Source organism: Massilia brevitalea, assembly GCF_030711405.1.
GTDB lineage: Bacteria > Pseudomonadota > Gammaproteobacteria > Burkholderiales > Burkholderiaceae_D > Telluria > Telluria brevitalea.
This window is the reverse complement of the sequence record NZ_JAULSI010000012.1, coordinates 45,685-65,009: the sequence shown is the minus strand read 5'-3', so window position 1 is coordinate 65,009 and position 19,325 is coordinate 45,685. Positions and strand designations below refer to the sequence as shown.

Annotated in this window: 18 protein-coding genes; 8 read left to right on the top strand and 10 right to left on the bottom strand. The window is 64.5% G+C overall.

The genetic code is table 11. The annotated features are described in order from the left end of the window. Positions 1-121 precede the first annotated feature (121 nt). Genes purU through QWL29_RS09605 form a run of 3 tightly spaced genes read left to right on the top strand, consistent with a single transcriptional unit; the run spans position 122 to position 2,070 of the window. On the top strand, positions 122-991 hold the full coding sequence (gene purU / locus QWL29_RS09615; protein ID WP_305822664.1) for a formyltetrahydrofolate deformylase: 870 nt from the start codon (positions 122-124) through the stop codon (positions 989-991). 18 nt (positions 992-1,009) lie between these two features. Beyond that, positions 1,010-1,552 (top strand): YaeQ family protein, encoded by a 543-nt coding sequence (locus tag QWL29_RS09610; RefSeq protein WP_305822663.1) that lies wholly within the window; start codon positions 1,010-1,012, stop codon positions 1,550-1,552. 53 nt (positions 1,553-1,605) lie between these two features. Next, positions 1,606-2,070, top strand: coding sequence for a copper chaperone PCu(A)C (locus tag QWL29_RS09605; protein ID WP_305822662.1), 465 nt, complete (start codon positions 1,606-1,608; stop codon positions 2,068-2,070). A 274-nt stretch (positions 2,071-2,344) separates the two neighbouring features. On the opposite strand, the gene QWL29_RS09600 is transcribed toward QWL29_RS09605, so the two are convergent. Continuing rightward, a complete protein-coding gene (locus QWL29_RS09600) occupies positions 2,345-3,136 on the bottom strand; it encodes a head GIN domain-containing protein (protein ID WP_305822661.1) in 792 nt (263 codons plus the stop codon). A gap of 227 nt (positions 3,137-3,363) precedes the next feature. Here QWL29_RS09600 and QWL29_RS09595 point away from each other — a divergent pair, with 227 nt between their 5' ends. The 3 genes from QWL29_RS09595 to QWL29_RS09585 all read left to right on the top strand — a co-directional run bounded on the left by QWL29_RS09595 (position 3,364) and on the right by QWL29_RS09585 (position 7,608). After that, entirely contained in the window at positions 3,364-5,772 is a 2,409-nt protein-coding gene (locus QWL29_RS09595; RefSeq protein ID WP_305822660.1) for a trypsin-like serine peptidase, read from the top strand. Between the two features lie 142 nt (positions 5,773-5,914). After that, positions 5,915-6,388, top strand: coding sequence for a DMT family transporter (locus QWL29_RS09590; RefSeq protein ID WP_305822659.1), 474 nt, complete (start codon positions 5,915-5,917; stop codon positions 6,386-6,388). A 98-nt stretch (positions 6,389-6,486) separates the two neighbouring features. Continuing rightward, a complete protein-coding gene (locus QWL29_RS09585; protein WP_305822742.1) occupies positions 6,487-7,608 on the top strand; it encodes a type IV pilus twitching motility protein PilT in 1,122 nt (373 codons plus the stop codon). A gap of 3 nt (positions 7,609-7,611) precedes the next feature. Here QWL29_RS09585 and QWL29_RS09580 read toward each other — a convergent pair whose 3' ends face one another. Further along, positions 7,612-8,118 (bottom strand): hypothetical protein, encoded by a 507-nt coding sequence (locus QWL29_RS09580; protein ID WP_305822658.1) that lies wholly within the window; start codon positions 8,116-8,118, stop codon positions 7,612-7,614. Between the two features lie 388 nt (positions 8,119-8,506). Here QWL29_RS09580 and QWL29_RS09575 point away from each other — a divergent pair, with 388 nt between their 5' ends. Further along, entirely contained in the window at positions 8,507-9,598 is a 1,092-nt protein-coding gene (locus QWL29_RS09575) for an acyltransferase family protein (RefSeq protein ID WP_305822657.1), read from the top strand. A gap of 564 nt (positions 9,599-10,162) precedes the next feature. Here the strand turns inward: QWL29_RS09575 and QWL29_RS09570 are convergent. The 7 genes from QWL29_RS09570 to QWL29_RS09540 all read right to left on the bottom strand — a co-directional run bounded on the left by QWL29_RS09570 (position 10,163) and on the right by QWL29_RS09540 (position 14,324). Beyond that, complete coding sequence (locus tag QWL29_RS09570) at positions 10,163-11,440, bottom strand: c-type cytochrome (protein WP_305822656.1); 1,278 nt, start codon at positions 11,438-11,440, stop codon at positions 10,163-10,165. After that, entirely contained in the window at positions 11,437-12,123 is a 687-nt protein-coding gene (locus tag QWL29_RS09565; protein ID WP_305822741.1) for a c-type cytochrome, read from the bottom strand. Before QWL29_RS09565 ends, QWL29_RS09570 begins: the two co-directional genes overlap by 4 nt. A gap of 137 nt (positions 12,124-12,260) precedes the next feature. Then, on the bottom strand, positions 12,261-12,416 hold the full coding sequence (locus QWL29_RS09560; RefSeq protein WP_305822655.1) for a hypothetical protein: 156 nt from the start codon (positions 12,414-12,416) through the stop codon (positions 12,261-12,263). 98 nt (positions 12,417-12,514) lie between these two features. Then, entirely contained in the window at positions 12,515-12,670 is a 156-nt protein-coding gene (locus tag QWL29_RS09555) for a hypothetical protein (RefSeq protein ID WP_229434841.1), read from the bottom strand. A 118-nt stretch (positions 12,671-12,788) separates the two neighbouring features. After that, a complete protein-coding gene (locus QWL29_RS09550) occupies positions 12,789-13,196 on the bottom strand; it encodes a glutaredoxin family protein (RefSeq protein ID WP_305822654.1) in 408 nt (135 codons plus the stop codon). 125 nt (positions 13,197-13,321) lie between these two features. Beyond that, positions 13,322-13,915 carry a 3'-5' exonuclease gene (locus QWL29_RS09545; RefSeq protein WP_305822740.1) on the bottom strand — a complete coding sequence of 198 codons (594 nt, stop codon included), beginning with the start codon at positions 13,913-13,915 and terminating at the stop codon, positions 13,322-13,324. 31 nt (positions 13,916-13,946) lie between these two features. Beyond that, positions 13,947-14,324 carry a ProQ/FINO family protein gene (locus tag QWL29_RS09540; protein ID WP_305822739.1) on the bottom strand — a complete coding sequence of 126 codons (378 nt, stop codon included), beginning with the start codon at positions 14,322-14,324 and terminating at the stop codon, positions 13,947-13,949. Positions 14,325-15,138: 814 nt separating this feature from the next. Here QWL29_RS09540 and rpoD point away from each other — a divergent pair. Beyond that, the gene (gene rpoD / locus QWL29_RS09535; protein WP_305822653.1) at positions 15,139-17,937 is read left to right on the top strand and encodes an RNA polymerase sigma factor RpoD; all 2,799 of its coding nucleotides are present in this window, start codon (positions 15,139-15,141) and stop codon (positions 17,935-17,937) included. Positions 17,938-18,375: 438 nt separating this feature from the next. On the opposite strand, the gene QWL29_RS09530 is transcribed toward rpoD, so the two are convergent. Next, positions 18,376-19,146 carry a hypothetical protein gene (locus tag QWL29_RS09530; RefSeq protein WP_305822652.1) on the bottom strand — a complete coding sequence of 257 codons (771 nt, stop codon included), beginning with the start codon at positions 19,144-19,146 and terminating at the stop codon, positions 18,376-18,378. Between the last annotated feature and the right edge of the window lie 179 nt (positions 19,147-19,325).

Genomic DNA, 19,325 nt, shown 5'->3' with positions numbered 1-19,325 from the left:
GAAATACTATACCGAATAAACGGACGGTCGTGCGTTTTCTCGCGTGGCCATTTTTGCAAGCCCATGCGACAATCGAACGACCCTTGTCCCGAACCCAGTCCCTACCTGCGAGCCGCCCACCATGACGCATCCGGAATACATCCTGACCCTGTCCTGCAACGACCAGCGCGGCATCGTGCTGCGCGTGGCAGGCTTCCTTGCCGAGCACGGCTGCAACATCATCGACTCGGCCCAGTTCGGCGATCCAGAGTCGCACCTGTTCTTCATGCGCATGCACTTCGCGGCCGAGGACCCGGCGGTGGGCGAGGCCGACCTGCGCGGCGCCTTTGCCGCCTTGTGCGAGCAAGCCGGCATGCGCGGCCAGCTCTACGATGCGCATGCCAAGCCGCGCGTGCTGATCATGGTCTCGAAGATCGGCCACTGCCTGAACGATTTGCTGTTCCGCTACAAGAGCGGCCTGCTGCCGGTGGAAATTTCGGCCATCGTCTCGAACCACATGGACTTCTACCAGCTCGCGGCAAGTTACAATATCCCGTTTCACCACTTGCCGCTGGCAACGGGGGCGTCGGAAGACGCCAAGCTGGCCCAGGAAGCACGCGTGATCGAGCTGCTCGACATGCACAGGATCGACCTGGTGGTATTGGCGCGCTACATGCAGATTCTGTCGCCGGGCTTGTGCGAGGCATTGAGGGGCAGGGCGATCAATATTCACCACTCCTTCCTGCCGAGCTTCAAGGGCGCGCGGCCGTATGCGCAGGCGCACCGCCGCGGCGTGAAGCTGATCGGCGCCACCGCCCACTTCGTCACCGGCGATTTGGACGAAGGCCCGATCATCGAGCAGGACGTCGAGCGCGTGGACCATGCGATGACGGTCGAGGAATTGACGGCGATCGGCCGCGACGTCGAATGCGTGGTGCTGGCGCGGGCGGTAAAGTGGTTCGTGGAACATCGGGTATTACAAAACGGCGATCGAACGGTCGTCTTCAAATAAAGAGAAACAAGAGCATCAATGGCGCTGAAAGCAACGATCTACAAGGCTGACCTGTCAATCGCGGACATGGACCGCAACTATTATGCGGAGCATGGGCTGACCATCGCCCGCCACCCGTCGGAAACCGACGAACGCTTGATGATCCGCGTGCTGGCGTTCGCGCTGCACGCGAGCGAGTCGCTGACCTTCACCAAGGGCCTGTTCGACACCGACGAGCCTGACTTGTGGCAGAAGGACCTGACCGGCGCCATCGACACCTGGATCGAAATCGGCCAGCCCGACGACAAGCGCCTGCTCAAGGCCTGCGGCCGCGCCGAGCACGTGTTCGTGTACAGCTACAGCGCCACCAGCAGCATCTGGTGGAAGGGCATTGCCAACAAGGTCGACCGTGCGCGCAACCTCACCGTCATCAACATCCCGGCCGAGGCCAGCGCCGGCCTGGAAAGACTGGCCAAGCGCGCGATGCAGCTGCAGTGCACGATCCAGGATGGCCAGATCTGGCTGACCGACAGCGTCGACACCGTGCTGGTCGAGCGCGAGACGCTCAAGGGCGGGGCCTGATCTATAATCGTCCGATCATCCATTTCGCGATTGTCCATATCGTTAAGCTGCCCATGAACCGACACCTGATTGCTTCCCTGGCCGCCGGCCTGTTCGCAACGAGCGCGCTGGCCCAAGTGACCGTCACCGACCCCTGGGTGCGCGCCACCGTGCCGACCGCGAAAAGCGCGGGCGCCTTCATGCACCTGCAGTCGGCGACGAACGCGCGCCTGGTGGGTGTGAGCACGCCGGTCGCCGGCCGCGCCGAGATCCACGAAATGGCGATGGAAAACAACACCATGCGCATGCGCGCGGTGGACGGGATCGACCTGCCGGCCGGGAAGCCGGTGCACCTGGCCTCGGGTGGCTATCACCTGATGTTCTTCGAGCTGAAGCGCCAGCTGAAGGAAGGCGAGACCGTGCCGGTGATCCTGACCGTGCAGGACGCGGCCAGGAAGCAGACCAGCGTGACGGTGCAGGCGCAGGTCAAGCCGCTGACGTATGTGGCGCCGGCGATGCAGGGGCATCACGGGCATTGAGACGGGATTGATGCTATCGGCCTGCTAGCGGCTTACGCCCCTGCGGCGGCATCGACGGTACGGTGGGCACTCCGTGCCCACGCGGAATGGCGCGTCATGTTGGCTTCTATCTGGCCGTAAGCGATGAGCATCGGCGGCGCATCCCACAGCATCACGTTGGCTCCGCATCCACGCTCAGCGCTGCGGAGCGAGTATTCCCGGCCACGAACTCCGGACTGGCACGTAACCGCGTGGGCACGGAGTGCCCACCGTACGGTTGCGGTTTCGACTCCGATCACCGCGGCGATGCACCCACCCGCTTGACTTCCCCCGACCCCGCAACCGACTTGCTCACCTGCGGATCGCCGTAATACTTCACATCCCCCGACCCCGCGATCGACACGCCGAGCCGGTTGCGCGGCCACACCACGGCGTCGCCCGACCCCGCCACCGACACGCTGGCGCCGCCGGCCTGCACCCGCCCCAGGTCGACGTCGCCCGAGCCCTTGATCGACACCGACAGCTTCTCCACGCTGCCGCCCGCGGCCTCGACGTCGCCGCTGCCGGCCAGCGACACCGACAGCGTCCCGGCGTCGACGCCTTTCAGCCGGATCGAACCCGAGCCGCCTACATCGATGTCGAGCCCGCGCGCGCGCAGCGGGTCGGCGTGGATGCTGCCCGAGCCGCCCAGCGACAGGCGCTCGATGGAACGCGCCTGCACCACTACGCGGATCGAAGCGGACTTCAGGGCGAGGTTGCGGCGCGCAGGACGGATCTTCAGCACGCCATCCTCGACCACGGTCTCGATCAGCGGCAGCACGTTGTCGTCGGCTTCGACGGTCACGCTGTCGCTGTTCCCGATGCGCAGTTCGACCCGCCCCGGCGTGCCCAGCGACAGGCCGCTGAAGCCGCTCACCTGGCGGTTCTGCTTGACGATGCGTCCGCTGCCCTGGACCTGTTCGCCGCCCCAGGACCAGGAGGCGGCCGCTACGTGGCCGGCGCCGCAGAAGCCAGCGGCGAGACTGGCGGCGAGGCAGGCGCCGAGCAGGGCGCGGCGGACGAAGGATGGCGCGGCGGGCTTGATCATGGTGTGCTCCTCATGGCTGTCGATGCTGAGACTCTAGCGCAGGGCCGCCAGGTGCGCGCGCGTTGTGCGACGAACTGCAGCGACGCGCGGCCAGGATGCGGCCGGACGGGCGTGGCCGGTGCTGCCGCCGATGGAACTCTGCGTTGCGCCGAGGTCTAATGAAAACAAACACCGAACGATCCGAACCATCCGAACCATCCGAACGAGACGAACAGGCGGAGGACAGCATGGCGAACATAGCGAGCGATCCCGGACATGGCGGCCATGGCGGCAATAGTGGCAATAGCGGCGGCACTGACGGTAGCGGCGCGGCGGGCGTGTCCGGCCCGGCCAGTGCCATGGGGCCGGGTATCCCGTTCGACAACGATGCCACCCTCGACCTGGCGCGCCGGGTGCGTGCGGCCATGGCCAGGGAAAGCATCGACGGCGCGGGTACGGCGGCCGCGGGGGCGCCCATGAGTCCCGAGGCCTACAAGGACAAGCTCGCCGCCGCCCTGGCCGATGCCGTGGTCGGCTGGCTCATGGCCGACGGCCGCAGCGCCATTCCCGGCCTGCGCGCGGAATCGACCGCACCTGCCAGCCCGCGCCCCGCTTCGGAACGCATGCCTGGGAATGGCGGCGCGGCCAGCCAGCCGGGCGACGCCGGCGCGAGTCCGCGCGGGCAGCCCGCGGCAGCAACGGCTGCGGCCGCCGGAGACGGCAAGGGCGAGCTGTCCGAAGCGATCGGCTTCCTCGGCAATCCAGGCGCACCCACAGCGGAGGGTGCGGCCGGCATCGGCAAGCTGGGCGAGATGCTGCGCGGCTGGCGCAAGCAGCGCCTGCTGCCCGATCCAGACAAGGAAGTGAGCGTGGAAGTCGCCATCGGCCGCGACGAATCGCTCGATGCGGCCTTTCTCGAGCTGCTGGCCGGGCGCCGACGGGCGGTCGGCATCGTTCGCACCCGGGGCATGGCCTACAATGGCAGCTACAGCAATGCGTGGAGCGGCACGTGCTCGCTGGTGGCGCCGAATATCCTGCTGACCAATCACCATGTCCTGAATTCGCCGGACGTCGCGGCCGTGGCCGAGGTGGCGTTCGACTTCGAGGTGAGCGCCCAGGAGCTCGCGAGCGGGCGCAACACGGTGCCGGCGCCCGGGCGCAGCTACCTGCTGCGTCCCGAACAGCTGTTCGTCACCAGCCCGACCGACAATGGGCTGGACTATACCTTCGTCTGGATCGACGACGCCGCGGCGACAGGCGCCACGCCCCTGAGCATGGAGCGCGCGGCCTTTGCCATCGAAAGCGGCGAGAAAGCCTTCATCATCCATCACCCGAACGGCAAGCCCAAGCGCGTGTCGCTCGACGACACCGACGTGGTCTCGGCCCATCCCGACGGCCCCCTGATCCACTACACCACCGATACCGAGCCCGGCTCGTCGGGTGCGCCGGTGCTGGACCGCAGCGGCCGGCTGATCGCCCTGCACCATGCTTCGCGCCGCGACAGCGAGCGCCTGCGCACGCCGGAAGGGGTGGCGCCTGAATACGTCAACGAAGGCATCAAGCTCGCCGCCATCGCGCTCGACCTCGAGTCGCGCCGCGCCGGGGAGGCCAGCGCCATGATCGACATGGTGCTCGGCGAAATCTATGGATCGGATACCCTGACCGGCTTCTTCGGCGCCGCCGGACGCCAGGTCGGCGCCGTCCAGGCCGGCGCCGCGCGGGTGGCCGAGCTTTATGGGGCGACCGACCAGGACCTCGACGTCGGCTTCTGGAACATCGCCCCGTTTGCCGGCCGCTACACGGAGCTGGCGGGCGACGCCGCCGCCAGGGTCGTCGACCTGGGCCTCGACCTCTGGGCGCTCGGCGGAACCTCCCCTGCCGCCACGACAGCGCTGGTGCAGGCGATCGAGAGCAAGTTCGGCTTGCAGCTGCAATCCCTGCCCCTGCCGGATGGAGCGCCGCAAGCGCAGCAGAGCGGCGCCGTGATGTGGAATCCGGAAACCGTGGAGTGCAGGCCGCAGCCATGGCCGGAGGATGTCGGTGCGCTGTTCAGGCTGCGCGGCGAAGACTTCGCCGGCGAAACGCAGCCGGCGCCGGGGGCGGGCGACATCTTCTTGCGCCAGCCGGCGCTGTTCCAGGTGCGCGGGCGTGGCGGCCTGGCCTTCAACCTGGTGCCGTTCGACCTGGGTGCAGCCGCAGCCGACAGGGGCCGCCGCAACACGGCTGCGTACATCCTCTCGCGCGCGATACAGGAAATGATCGAACACCACGGCGCCAGCCACGACTGGCTGCTGGGCGGCGGCTTCGATGCCGAAAGCACGAATGCCAGCCTGGCGGCATGGGCCGGCAAGGGCTACACGCCGGCGTCGGCACAGGACGAGGCCGGTGCGGCCCTGAGCTACCTGAAATGCCCGGGATCCGGCGTCGGCCAGGTCTTCCTGTCGCCGAACCTGTCGCGCCTGTACGGGCCGCAGGATGTGTTCCGCGTCTCCAGGGAAAAAAGCCAGGCCGACTACCTGAGCCGTTTCGGCGAGCACCGCCCGTTGCTGCTGCGCCTGTCCGCACGGGGCGCCGGCGCGGCGCCGGACGCGCACCCGGGACAGGAAGCGGCATTCAACGCGCGCATCGACGCGGCGCTGCGGCGCGCGCGGGGCTAGGCGCCTGTCGCTCCAGCACCTCTACATCGGCGCCACACTGATCCGTGCAGCACACATGCCTGCCGGAATGTACACGCAGGACCGCCACATCCACTACAATCTCGCCCTTTTGACTCCGGCCCGGCCGGAAAGGAAGTGGAAGATGAATGCGGTCCTGTTTCTCCTGGCATTTTGTGTCGGGCTCTTTATTTCGGTGCAGGCAGCCGTCAACAGCCAGCTGGCCCATGCCCTGCATGCCAACTCGGTGGTTGCGGCCTGGATCTCGTTCACGGTCGGCACCGTGGTGCTCGGCATTGCCGCCTTTGCCCGCGGCGGCGTGGGCGAGGCCCTGGGCGCCCTGGTGCACCAGCCGCTGTGGAAAATGAGCGGCGGCCTGCTCGGCGCGGCCTTTGTCTTCGGCACCGTGTTCCTGGCGCCACGTATCGGTTTACTGAACCTGGTGGTGCTGGTGATCGCCGGCCAGTTGATGATGTCGATGGCGATCGACAACTTCGGCCTGGTCAACATGGCCGTGCGCAAGGTATCGAACATCCGCCTGGCCGGCGCGCTGGTGGTGGTGGCCGGTGTGGCGCTGACCCTGTTCGGCGACCGGATTGTGGCGGCATTGGAACGCTAAATAATTTCTAGTCAGCAGATGTATTTTCTAAGAGGCATAGTTTTATAATGGTCGAACTTGTCGGAACGACACTTCGATTGACCAAAGAGCCACGCCAGATGGAACATCACCAGTCCTCGCAAATCCCCACGCTGACCTACATCGAGAACGAAGACCACCCGGTCTTCGGGACGCTGGTCGAGCAGATCCTGCACCTGCTGAATTCCCGCCTGGTGTTCTCGGACATCATCATCCACCAGAACAGCCCGCTCATGCTGCGCCAGCCGAAGGGCCTGGTGGCGGTCACGGATTCGCCGATAACGCGCGAAGAACTGGAAGAATTCTTCGATGTCATCGAGCCGAACTGGGCCGAGCGCATCGCCGACCGCGCCTTCGACCGCTCGATCGACCTGCACACGGCGCGCATCCGTGCCAATTGCTTCAGTTTCCAGGGCAAGAAGCGCTGGGGCTGCGTGATCCGCCGCTTCCCGAAGGAACCGCTGCCGTTGGCCGAGCTCGGCCTGCCGCGCGATGCCCAGGAATTCGCGCAGCTCACCAGCGGCCTGGTGCTGATCATCGGCGACACCTGCCAGGGCAAGTCGACCACGATCGCCTCGATGATCGACGAGATCAACAAGCGCCGCTCGGGCCACATCATCACCATCGAAGACCCGGTCGAAACCCTGATCCCGCAGCGCAAATGCATCATCACCCAGCGCGAAGTAGGCAAGGATGGCGACGTCGAGAGCTATTACCTGGGCGCGCTGGACGCCCTGCGCGAGCGCCCGGACGTGATCGTGATCGGAGAAATCCGCGACGCCCAGACCGCCCAGGAAGCCCTGGCCCTGGCCGAATCCGGCCCGCTGGTGCTGGCTTCGCTGCACGCGCGCTCGACCGAGATGGGTTTGCAGAAGATGCTGCGCCTGCTCGGCAGCGCCGACTCGCAAGCGCAGGCGCTGGCGCACGCGCTGCGCGGCGTGCTGTGCCAGGCGCTGCTGCCTTCGCTCGACGCCAACCGCTACTACCTGGCCAGCGAATGCCTGGGCAATACGCCAGCGGTGGCGCGCCTGATCGAGGCCGGCGACCTGGGGGCGCTGCGTGCCCACATGAACAGCGGCCGCGATCCCGGCACGCACACGATGAACGCCTCGCTCGAGCGTCTGCTGGCCGGGCACAAGGTCAGCGTCGAGGATGCGCGCAACGCCACGACCGACCGCGTCGGGTTCGCCGAACTGGTCTGAGCCTTAACTCAGGCCGAGGTCGAAGTCGAAGTCGGAGCCGGAGTCGGTATAGCTACCGGTGCCGGAGGCCAGGCGCTCGGCCAGCACGGCCGAGACCACGGCCTGGATCACGTGCACAGCCCAGCGCTCGGTTGCCTTGCGCGGGCCGGCTTTCGCTTCGCCTTCGGTAATCCCGAGCACGGGCGCGATGCAGCCGATGTTCACCGCGTACAGGGCGGTGCCGTAGAGCGTGCCCAGCGCCACCGGCGACAGCGACGGCAGCAGTTCGCGCAGCTTGGGCAGGGCCGCCGCAAAGGCCGCCGAGGCGCCGAGGTGATTCGCGAATTCGACCACGCTGGTGCCGCTGTCGCCGATCATCGCGCGCGACCCGGTCAGGTCGTCGATCCAGTCGACCGCATCGCGGTCCAGCGTCTTGTGCAGCACGCCGCTCTTGCGGCCGGCCACCATGACCGCCGTCGTGACCACGCCTGCAATCAGGCCGCCTACTATTGCTGCTTTATATCGTTGCATGACTACTCCGCTTGAAAGTGTAGAGGTAATGGGAAACGGATAAGGATCCGCGGTTGCCATCGTCCTGACATATCTGCCTGATTTCATATAAACGCACACGGCGCCGCCTGTTGTCGAGTTCATACCTTACTCTGCCCAGTCAGGTGCATCGGTTCGATATCGAACGAAGTGCCATGCAACGGCATGATGAATTGCGTCCGCTAGATTTAAAAACTGATTTATTCAAGATGAGCCACCACTGCAATTGCCTCACACCGAGCGAAAAAACGGGTAGCTCAGCCGCAATTCTCGCTAAATGGGCAAATTGACAAAATAAGTTCCAAGATGACACATTTATTGCATCGCGTATTCATGATGGCTATCATTACTGAATTAGCAATGGTGACTTATGCGTGCGACCGATAAAATATCTCCTCTTGACCAAACATTTTCGATTTATCTAGACCTGACCCGTTTTGTTGCAGCTGTAATGGTGGTGCTTGCCCATTATCTGCAATACGACATCGTCGAGGGAAACCTCGCTTCTTTCATCCCAAATATGGGCAGGGAAGCTGTTGTCGTTTTCTTCGTACTTTCCGGCTTCGTGATTGCCTACGTCACCGACAGCAAGAAAACCTCGGCACGTGAATATATTGCTGCCAGATGCGGACGTATCTACTCGGTTGTGCTGCCAACCCTGCTGCTTTCCTGGGTGCTCGCCGGGGTGCTTGGCAAAGGAGGGGCGTACCAGTTGGCGAAGCCTTACATCTACATTCCCCTTCACCTGCTGTTTCTTGGTCAAAGCTGGAATTTATCCGAGGTTCCGCCTCTGCTGGCGCCGTTCTGGTCGCTGTGCTACGAAGTCTGGTACTACGTTTTGTTTGGCGTGGCGTATTACCTGAACGGTTGGCGCAAATCGATTGCGATTGCCGCGGTGCTGGCGGTGATGGGGTTTAAATTATGGCTGCTGTTGCCGGTATGGCTCAGCGGCGTGGCGCTATACCATTTGCAGGCCAAATTGACACTGGCTCGGTCAACGGCGCGCCTGGGTTTCGTGCTGTCGCTTTCGGCTTTAATCATGTACAACCTGGCCGGGATGGAAACATCATTAAGGAGCATTGCAGCATCGCTGTGGCCTTTGGCCTCGTTACCGCTGGCCAGTGCAGAACGGTTCCTGGCGGATTACCTCGTGTGCGTTCTGGTGGTGGTGAATTTTCTTTGCGCACGCTTTGCAGGACTGGGCGGATTGCGTCGGTATGCCGGTCCAATTCGCAGCGTCGCTTCATACACATTCACGCTATATCTTTCGCATATGCTTGTGGTGCTGACCTGGCTGCAGGTGTATCCACACGAGAGCAAGAATGCGTACGACGTGATTGGCATGACGCTTGCTGTCGGGTTTGTAACGATCGCCCTGGCGCAGTTGACCGAGCGCCGGAAGGCCAGGTTCCGTCAGCCGGTCGACTGGATACTGCGGCAGCGATCATCGAGCAAAGCATGAACAGGTGCCACCATTGGTGCAGGGCAGAACCCTGGCGCTGGCGGTCAGTGTCCGGACAAGGTCGGCTGGACGACGGATACCGTCAGGACCGGGACCTCGCCCAACGCCCCCGGAGCGAACCTTAACGTCATCTCCGGCGACGCTACGGCGTCCGGAATCAGCGCAGCCTTCACCTAGGTGACGTTTCTTTCCTCGGAGAGTTGACGCAGCATGTCGTCACGGGCCGCCGGCGCCAGGCATCGGGCTGCGCGCCGTGCATTGCGCACACCAGTTTCCCAGGAGCTGTTCGGCAAAAGATAATCACAGAATACTTTGCCAGGCGCGCTGCCGGAATGGATGCATTCGTGCCTCATCAGCGGACCAGGCAGGGCACCCCATCCCCCCTGCAGGAGAACGGTGTGTGTCTCTACTGGAGGAACCGCCTCCGCAAAATGCGCGAGATGCGTACAGATATCATCGCCCGCCCGGGCATCGGCAAAGCCGGAGCAAGACAGCAAGGCGACAGCAACGGTCGCTACCAGGCCAGGTTTCATCGGTATTGAATGTTCACGTTGATCGACATGGCTAATCGAGCGGCACCGCCCGATACCGGTTCACCTGCGCGCTCGACACCGGCGCCGCCGCATTGCCCCAGCTGGCGCGCAGGTAAGTGACCAGCGTCGCCACCTGGGCATCGTCCAGCACGTGACTGAAGGGCGGCATGCCGTACGGGCGCGGATTGCCCGCGGTCGCCGGCGCAAAGCCGCCGTTCAGCACCACGCGGATCGCGTTCACCGGCTCCGCCAGGCTCAGCGCCCGGTTGCCCGCCAGCGCAGGGTAGGGCCCGAGGCCTTCGCCGCGCTCGCCGTGGCAGGCCGCGCAATGCTGGCGGTACAGGCGGCTGCCTTCTTCCAGCACTTGTTCCGGCGCGCGCGGCGCCGGCTCGCGCGCCGGGGACGATCCGCCCGGCAGCGATTTCAGGTACACCGCCATCGCCCGCACGTCGGCTTCGTTCATGTGCTGCAGGCTCTGCGCCACGACCTCGGCCATCGGCCCGGTGACGCTGGCCCCGGGCGCCACGCCGGTACGCAGCAGCTGCACGATGTGCTCTTCCTTCCACTTGCCCAGGCCCGCTTCGCCGTCGGACGTGAGCGAAGGCGCATACCAGCCGATCGTCGGAATCAGGCCGCCTCCCAGGCCATCGTCCGAGGCGCCGAAGCGGTTACGCGTGCTGTGGCAGGCGCTGCAATGGCCGAGGCCCTCGACCAGGTAGGCGCCGCGGTTCCACTGCGCGCCGCGTTTCGCATCCTCTTCGAACACGCCCGGCTTGAAATACAGCAGGCGCCAGCCGGCCAGGGCGAACTGGCTGTCGTAGGGAAAGCGCAGGGCGTGCGCACGGTTCTGCGCCGGGCGCGGCGGCAGGCTGCGCAGCCAGGCGAACAGCGCGTCGGAATCGGCGCGCGAGACCTTGGTGTAGCTGGTGTAGGGGAAGGCCGGATACAGCAGGCGGCCGTCGCGCGACTTGCCGTTGTGGAGGGCGTTCCAGAAATCGTCGGCGCTCCACTTGCCGATGCCGGTGGCGCGGTCCGGGGTGATGTTCGGCGTAAACAGGGTGCCGAAGGGCGTTTCCATGGCGCGTCCGCCGGCATACGGGGCGCCGCCGCGTGCGCTGTGGCAGGCCATGCAGTCGCCGGCACGGGCCAGATAGGCGCCGCGCGCGATGTTGGCCGAGGTGGGGCCCCAGGCCTCGGGCGAGGCGGCCGGCACGAACTGTTCGCGCGGCCAGGCGAGGGCGACGGCGATGGCCAATGCGGCCAGCGCGCCCAGCACGGCGCCGGCGAGGAGGCGGGCGCGCCGGCTCATGGCGCGCTGCCGCAGGCCATCGGGAGCGGGTGCTCGGGCCGTTCCAGCGGACGCAGGTCGGGCGGCGTCGGCTGGCCGGCCAGCCAGGCCGAGATGGCGGCCACGTCACCCGGGTTCAGGCGCGCCGCAATCGTCGCCATGCAGTCGGGCGCATGCGCGCGGCGCACACCGTTGCGCCAGGCGCCGAGCTGGGCGTTCATGTAATCGCGCGGCAAATTCAGCAGGCCGGGGATGCCGGGCGCCACGCCGCCCAGGCGCGCGCCGTGGCAGGCCACGCAGGCCGGCAGCTTCAGTGCCGGGTCGCCGCGCCGCACCAGCTGCTCGCCGCGCGCCAGCACGGCGGCAGGTTCGCGCGCCGGCGGCGGGGCCGGCACCGCCGGATGCTGGTGCGCGAAGTGGTCGGCGATCTCGTGCAGGTAGGGATCGGACAGGTGGTTCACCATCCAGGTCATCAGCGGATACTGGCGCCGCCCTTCGCGGAAGTTCGCCAGCTGGTTGTAGAGATAGCCGGCGGGCTTGCCGGCGATGCGCGGGAAGTAGACGCCGCCGGCGCGCGTGCCGGCTGTGTCTTTCGGCGCGTGGCAGGCAATGCAGGCGGCAATGCGCTGCTCGAGGGTGTCGGGGATGGTGCGCGCTGCCTGCGCTTGCGGCTGGGCGGCGACGCCGAAGGACAAGAAGGCCAGCACGGCACCTGCCAGGCTGCGCGCTGCGGCTGCACCAAACAGTGAAAAGCAGAGCCGGCTGGTCGTCAAATCGGTTTTCCTGTCGTTGCGAGGCCGGCTGCGCGCCGGCCGGGTGTCACGTCGAAACGGGCGGCGTGTCAGCTTGCCAGGCAAGCCTCGTATTCTGCCCAGCAATCCGATACGAAGGGGTCGCAGACCCGGTAGAACTTCCAGCACAGGTCCGGGTTAGCGGCATGCGCCGCCGTGGTGCCAAGGCTGAGGGCAAACAAAAACCATGCGAACTTGCGTTTCATGTGCATCTCTCCGGTGGGACAGACGGATAACAGAATTATACCGCGCCGTCTGTTTGCGTGGCATCAATATTGCGAAAAAAATAAAGATCAGCAGCCGGTCAGCGCGCCAGGCAGGCGAGCAGCTGCTCGTAGCAAAGGTCCGGGTCGTCGGTGCAGAGCTGGTACAGCTTGTTGCAATGCGCCGGGTTGGCGGCGTGGGCAGCCGACAGGCCGAAGCTGAGGGCGAACAGGAACAATGCGACTTTGCGTTTCATGTGTGTCTCCTGGTACAGACCTGATGGGAGAACGATGCCGCGCCGTCTGTTCACGCGGCATCGCGTTGCGAAAAAAGGGGGGAGCTACGCGCGTCCGGGCCGCGCGTCAGGCCAGAGACTATTGCGACTGCGCCACCGTGCGCGGCGCGATGCCGGCGTTCTTCAGCGCGTCGTCGTAGACGGGGGCGTTGAAGCCGTCGATCCGGCGGTTGCCGATCAGGATCAGCGGCACGCCTTTGCCGTCGAGCTTGCTGAAAGCTTCCTTGGCGGCGGGCGACTTCTGCACGTCGTAGTCGGCATAGGCGATGCCGCGTTGGTCCAGGTACTCGCGCGCCTTGGCGCAATAGGGACAGGTGGAGGTGCCGTACATCACGACCTTGGTGCTGGGGTTCGGGAAGTAGGCGGCGTAGTTGCCTTCAGTGTAGTCACCCTTGAGCCATTGCGGCACACGCGGCGCAATGGTGCCGATGGCGATGCCGGCGCCAATGATGAGGAGGTAGGAAAAGATGGTCTTCAGGTGTTTCAATGCGCTCTCCCGTGGTGACGTGGTCACTTGTTATGCAGGCGTTGTTGCCACAGGAATACTACCGCGCCAATTGTTAAACCGGAGCAGTCAACAATGATAGGTTTTCTGCCAGGTTGTTGCGGGCATCAAGTGGCGGGCGGCTGTGCGCGCCAGTGGCGGTAGATGCGCAGGGCGACATGGGCGTCGTCGGCCGCGTACAGGATCTGCTTCTCGGACAGGCGCGGCAGCGCCCAGTTGGTGGTGGTGATGCGCTTCGATTTCGTCAGCGACTGGGCAAAGAAACGCGCCACGGCGGTTTTTGCGCCCAGGGTGTTGCGTTCGCCGCGGCGGCGCAGCGCGGTCGAGAGGTCGATCACGTTCTGCGTGTCGATGCCGAGCTTGCTGCGCAGGCGGCGCAAGTCGTCGCCCAGGCCGAAGCCGACCTTCAGGATGGCCGGCGACTCGAGCACGGTGCGCAGCAGGGCGTGGAGTTCCGGGCGCAGCGGCGCCGCGCCTACCTGCAGCAGGTAGGCGGTGTCGTCGGTGGCAAGCTGCACCAGGTGCGGGCCGGTCGATTCCTCGCCCTTGGCGAAGGTCGGCTTGGACTCGGTGTCGAAGCCGACCACGTCGGCCGCCGTCAGCGCCGCCAGGGCGGCTGCGGCGTCTTCGGGCGTTTTCACGAGCCGCACATTGGCCAGGGCGATGCCGGCGTAGGGAGGCAGGGCCTCTCCGGCCGGCATGCCGGTACCCAGGTTCGTGCTCAACGACCGCTCAGCCGCGCGAGAACTTGGAGGCCAGCTGCTGCAGCTTTTCCTGGCGCAGGCGCGCCGCTTCGGCTTCGGCAGCGGCGGCTTTTTCAGCCTTCTTGCGCTCGGCTTCCTTCTTGAAGCGCTGCTGCAGCTGCTCCTTGGCGTGGCTGCGGTGGGTGTCGGTCACTTCCGCGCCGGCAGTGCCGTCGAGGTCGTAGCGCACGGTGGCCTTTTCCATTGCGCGCAGGTAGCGCATCGAGCCGGTATGGATGCCGAGGGCGGCCCGCATGGTCTTGCGGTCCAGGCCAGGCATGCGCGCCAGCAGCTGCTTGTCGATGCCGATGGCCAGCGGCAGGCAGTCGCGGAAGGCAGGGAATTGCTGCTGCAATTGCTTGAGCAGGGTACGGGCCGACGGGGCTGGCGCCGTTGGCGCAGCAGCCGCAGCGCTGGCCGCAGGGGCCGCGACGTCGGGCGCGTTCTCCGCCGGGGTAGCCGGCGCGGCATCCGATGCGGTAGCCGGCGCGGTATCCGGCGCGCTGTCCGATGCGGGGCTCGGCGTGGTCGCTTCCGTGCTGGTGTTCTCGGCGGGAGTGCTGGTGGTGACGTCGTCGGATTCGGCGGCAGGACTAATGGTGTTCATTGACTTCATGGTAATAGCAGGAAAGCGAAGGATAGCATGCGGGCTCGCACTAGTGCGGCAATCGTGTGGCATTTGCGGGATGCGCTTCGCCGGATGAAACCGGCCAGGCTCGCGCCGCGTGCCGCGAAATCGTGTATGATCCGCCTCTTGCCTTGCGCACGGCTTGCGCCGGCGCAGACGGACGGAAGAGTGGTTTGCTAACAGTCTGGCAATATTATGTGGTTTGTTTATATCCATTATGGGATATTTCAATTGTCACCAATTCTTGCTTTAAGGCATAATGCCGACTATCCCTTCTATTCTTCCTAACCGAGTCTAGATACAAGCCCGTTTCATCCGACGGGCTTTTTTTCGTTCCGACATGCACAGCGCAATCTTGATCACAGCCTTTCGACTCCCTGCCAACCGCACATCCGGCCCTGCCGCATGCTGCCGCAGGAAAAGGCGGGCTTGATTTGCGGCCAGTGCGCCCTTAGCTAGGGCCATTCCCGATTTCCCTTCCCCCGGCCTCAGCAGGCCATGGTGAATTATTGACCTCGCAGGCATCCACCCGCCGCGACAGGAGAGTTTTTTTATGAAGAACACCGCCAAGACCCTGACCCTGACAGCGAAAAAGGCACCGGCAAAAACCACCACGGCCCAGCTGGCCGTGCCCAAGACCGCGACCTCCTACTTCCTCGAAACGGAAGCGGCGGCCAAGGTAACGGTGGTGAAGACCCGTTCGCGCCTGGCCTCGCTGAAGGCGCAGGCCGAGGCGGTGGACGCTGCCGCTGAAGCGCCTGTTGCTGAAACGCCTGTTGCTGAAGCGCCAGTTGCTGAAGCGCCGGTCGAACTTGCGCCGGTTGCGCTGGCCGACACCGCACCGGCCGTGGAAGCTGCACCGGTTGCCGCCGACCTTGCCCCGGTTGCCGCCGAAGCCGCGCCGCCCGTGCAGCAGGCCGAGCCGGCTGCCGCTCCCGTGGCCGCTGCTCCTGCAGTGGCTGCCGCCGCTGCGCCTGCCGATGCCGACGCCCCCGAGGCCGACCTCGGCTACACCGTGCCGACCACCCCGGCGGTCGCCCCGGTCATCGTGCGCAAGCGCACCTCGAAGCTGGCCGCACTGAAAGCCGCCGACGAGCCGGCGCCTGCCGTCGCCGCCGTTGCCGTCCCCGCATCGACCTCTGCCACTGCCGCTGCTGCCGAAGCTGCGCCGAAAGTGGTGCGCACCCGCACCGCGCGCCGCATCGAAGCGGCGGCGCCGACCGTGATCGCCACCGCCGGCGGCAGCAGCGTCAGCAAGACCACCGACGCCGCTACCCTGGCTGCCATCGACACCACCGGTTATCTGCTGCCGCAGGTCAAGGTGCCGGGCCGCCGTGGCCGCAAGCCTAGCGAATTCATGCCGGAGAACGACGAAGTCGCGGCGCTGAACGCCGTCGAGCGCGCCGAACTGAAGGCCGTGTCGAAGGCGCGCGAGCGCAAGGCCAAGGGCGTCGCCGTGCTGAGCGAAGAAGGTTTCTCGGGCGAGGAACTGGAAAAGCGCCGCCAGCAGCTGCGCAACCTGATCAACATGGGCAAGGAGCGCGGCTACCTGACCCATGCGGAGATCAACGACCACCTGCCGGAAAACATCATCGATCCGGAAGCGATCGAAGGCATCATCGCGACCTTCAACGACATGGGCATCGCCGTCTACGAGCGCGCCCCGGAAGCGGAAATGATGCTGCTGTCGGACAACGCCGTGACGCCGACCAGCGAAGACGAAGTGGAAGCTGCCGCAGCGACCGCACTGTCGACCGTCGACTCCGACTTCGGCCGCACCACCGACCCGGTCCGCATGTACATGCGTGAAATGGGCGCGGTGTCGCTGCTGACGCGCGAAGGCGAGATCGAGATCGCCAAGCGTATCGAAGGCGGCCTGAAGGACATGGTGCAAGCCATCTCCGCCTGCCCGATCACGATTTCGGAAATCATCACGCTGTCGCACAAGATCGCCAGTGACGAAATGAAGATCGATGAAGTCGTGGACGGCTTCGTCGACCTGAACGAAAACGCCGCCGCGACGACCCCGCCGCCTGCCGCCGCCTCGGACGACGATGAGGAAGAAGAGGAAGAGGAAGAAGAAGAGGGCGAATCCGGCGCGGCCGGCGGCGCGGCCGGCTACTCGGCCGAGCAGCTGGCGCAGCTGAAGAAGAGCGCGCTGGAAAAGTTCAGGCTGATCGAAGAGCAGTTCGACCGCATGGGCCACGCTTTCAAGAGCGCCGGCTACGGTTCGGCTGCGTATGTGAAGGCGCAGGACATCATCTCGAACGAGCTGCTGGGCATCCGCTTCACGGCGAAAGTCGTGGAAAAGCTGTGCGATTCGCTGCGCGGCCAGATGGACGAAGTGCGTGCCATCGAGCGCGCCGTGCTGGACATCTGCGTGAACCGCTGCGGCATGCCGCGCGCCCACTTCATCAAGGTCTTCCCGGGCAACGAAACCGACCTGGAGTGGGGTAACCGCGAAGTCGACTGCGCCTACCCGTACAGCGCCGTGCTGAGCCGTAATCTGCCTGCGATCAAGGAACTGCAGCAGCGCATGATCGACCTGCAGGCACGCGTGGCGCTGCCGCTGGCCGACCTGCGCAAGATCAACAAGCAGATGGCTGCCGGCGAAAAGCGTGCGCGTACCGCGAAGCGCGAAATGACCGTAGCGAATTTGCGTCTGGTGATTTCCATTGCTAAAAAATATATTAACCGCGGCCTGCAGTTCCTCGACCTGATCCAGGAAGGCAACATCGGCCTGCTGAAGGCGGTGGACAAGTTCGAGTACCGTCGCGGTTATAAATTCTCGACCTATGCGACCTGGTGGATTCGCCAGGCGATCACGCGTTCGATCGCCGACATGGCCCGTACCATCCGCGTGCCGGTGCACATGATCGAGACCATCAACAAGATGAACCGCATCTCGCGCCAGATCATGCAGGAAACCGGCAGCGAGCCGGACCTGGCCACCCTGGCCGAGAAGATGGAAATGCCGGAGAACAAGGTCCGCGAGATCATGAAGATCGCCAAGGAACCAATTTCGATGGAAACCCCGATGGGCGAGGACGGCGATTCGCAGCTGGGCGACTTCATCGAGGACAACACCACCCTGGCCCCGCTGGACGCCGCACTGCACGCGTCGATGCGCAACGTGATCAAGGAAGTGCTGGACTCGCTGACCCCGCGCGAAGCCAAGGTCCTGCGCATGCGCTATGGCGTCGAGATGTCGAACGACCACACGCTGGAAGAAGTCGGCAAGCAGTTCGACGTGACCCGCGAGCGGATTCGCCAGATCGAAGCCAAGGCCATGAGCAAGCTGCGCCAGCCTTCGCGTTCGGACAAGCTGAAGACGTTCCTGCACGAGAAATAAGCCGATTTCGGTTTAGTGAAATGCCGCCCCGTTTCGACCGGGCGGCATTTTTTGTTGACCGGCGGCGCGTTGGCCTGGGGTTTTATGATGATTGGCCTGCGGCCAACATCAACAGCGGCCTGCGGCCGTAACGTAGGGTGGGCACTCCGTGCCCACGCGGTACGCACGGGTCCGTAGTCACGGACAGGGAGGTGTCGCTCGCACAGCAAGCGATGGACGTGGCCGGGTTTTGGGGTGGCGGGCGATGCGCTGCCGCCGCGTGCAAAAGGATATGCACGTAAGCGCGTGGGGTCGAGGTGCCTAGCGCGGCCCGGCCCTCCATACGGTTAATGCACGAGAAATAAGCCGTTGCTGGCTTCATGAAAATACCGCCAGGTTTCAACCGGGCGGCATTTTTTTATTGAAGGTTGGCCTCTTGCGCTAGCGCTTTCGGGGCCGTTAAAAGCTCGCCTTCAACTTCGCATGCGCTTGCAAGACGGATTGCAATGCCGTTCGTTCGGCTTTCGAGATATTGTGATCGAAAATCCGGTCACGGCCGGAAAATCGGATCGTCGCATTCTTGGCGCGGCTGATTTTCTCCAGCGCGAGAACTTCGCTCGCGTTGGGTGTATAGTCAGCAATTTCCCACACAGACCCTGCCGCGTTGTCGCGGGTAATGTCTCGGCGAGAGACAACTTTTTCAAGCACAATCTCGTCGTCTGCCAAGACCTTTACGCTCTGGAAGAAAATCCACCGTTCTCCGTAGTAGACGTTTTTCATGCGGAGATATGGCGAGCCGCCGTCGCTGAGGCCTAGGTAGGCGCCTACCTGTGTCTTGAGCGTGTCACCGCCGGCTGGTGTATAGAACGTGACCTTTTCCATCTCATCGCGCTTGCGCTTTAGACCTTTGGTTGCAGCTGCCAAGACACGAGCCCTTTCCTTGTCGTCCATGTGCGATTTCATCTGCACGGCAATGGTCGAGGTCAGGTTGTTATCGATCGAACTCGAGTTGGTCTCGGTTGCAATCGAAGCGTTATCAATAGAAGAGGGCTTCACTGCAAATGAAGACGCGCTGGGGCCGGCTAATCCGGCAATGACATTAACGATGACTGCGAGAGCGATACCTCCGCCGAAGAGAACTCGTAAAGTGCCCACAGAATCCTTTGCTGGAAAATGGTTTGGAAACTCGGCGCAGTCAGTCCTGCCCAGGGAATAAGCGGCTGTAGCCAATCAGCACATCGTGCAATCGCTGTACTTGGCGTGACGATCTCTGCACGCTGTACTCAAGCCTTGCGAAGCCGAGTATATATTGTTGCCAATAACTAAAAACTCACCAATTATTTCGAACAAGCGTGCAAGGATGACGGCGGAGGCAGAAGTTACATCGCAGACCGGTGCTAGGGCGCCAC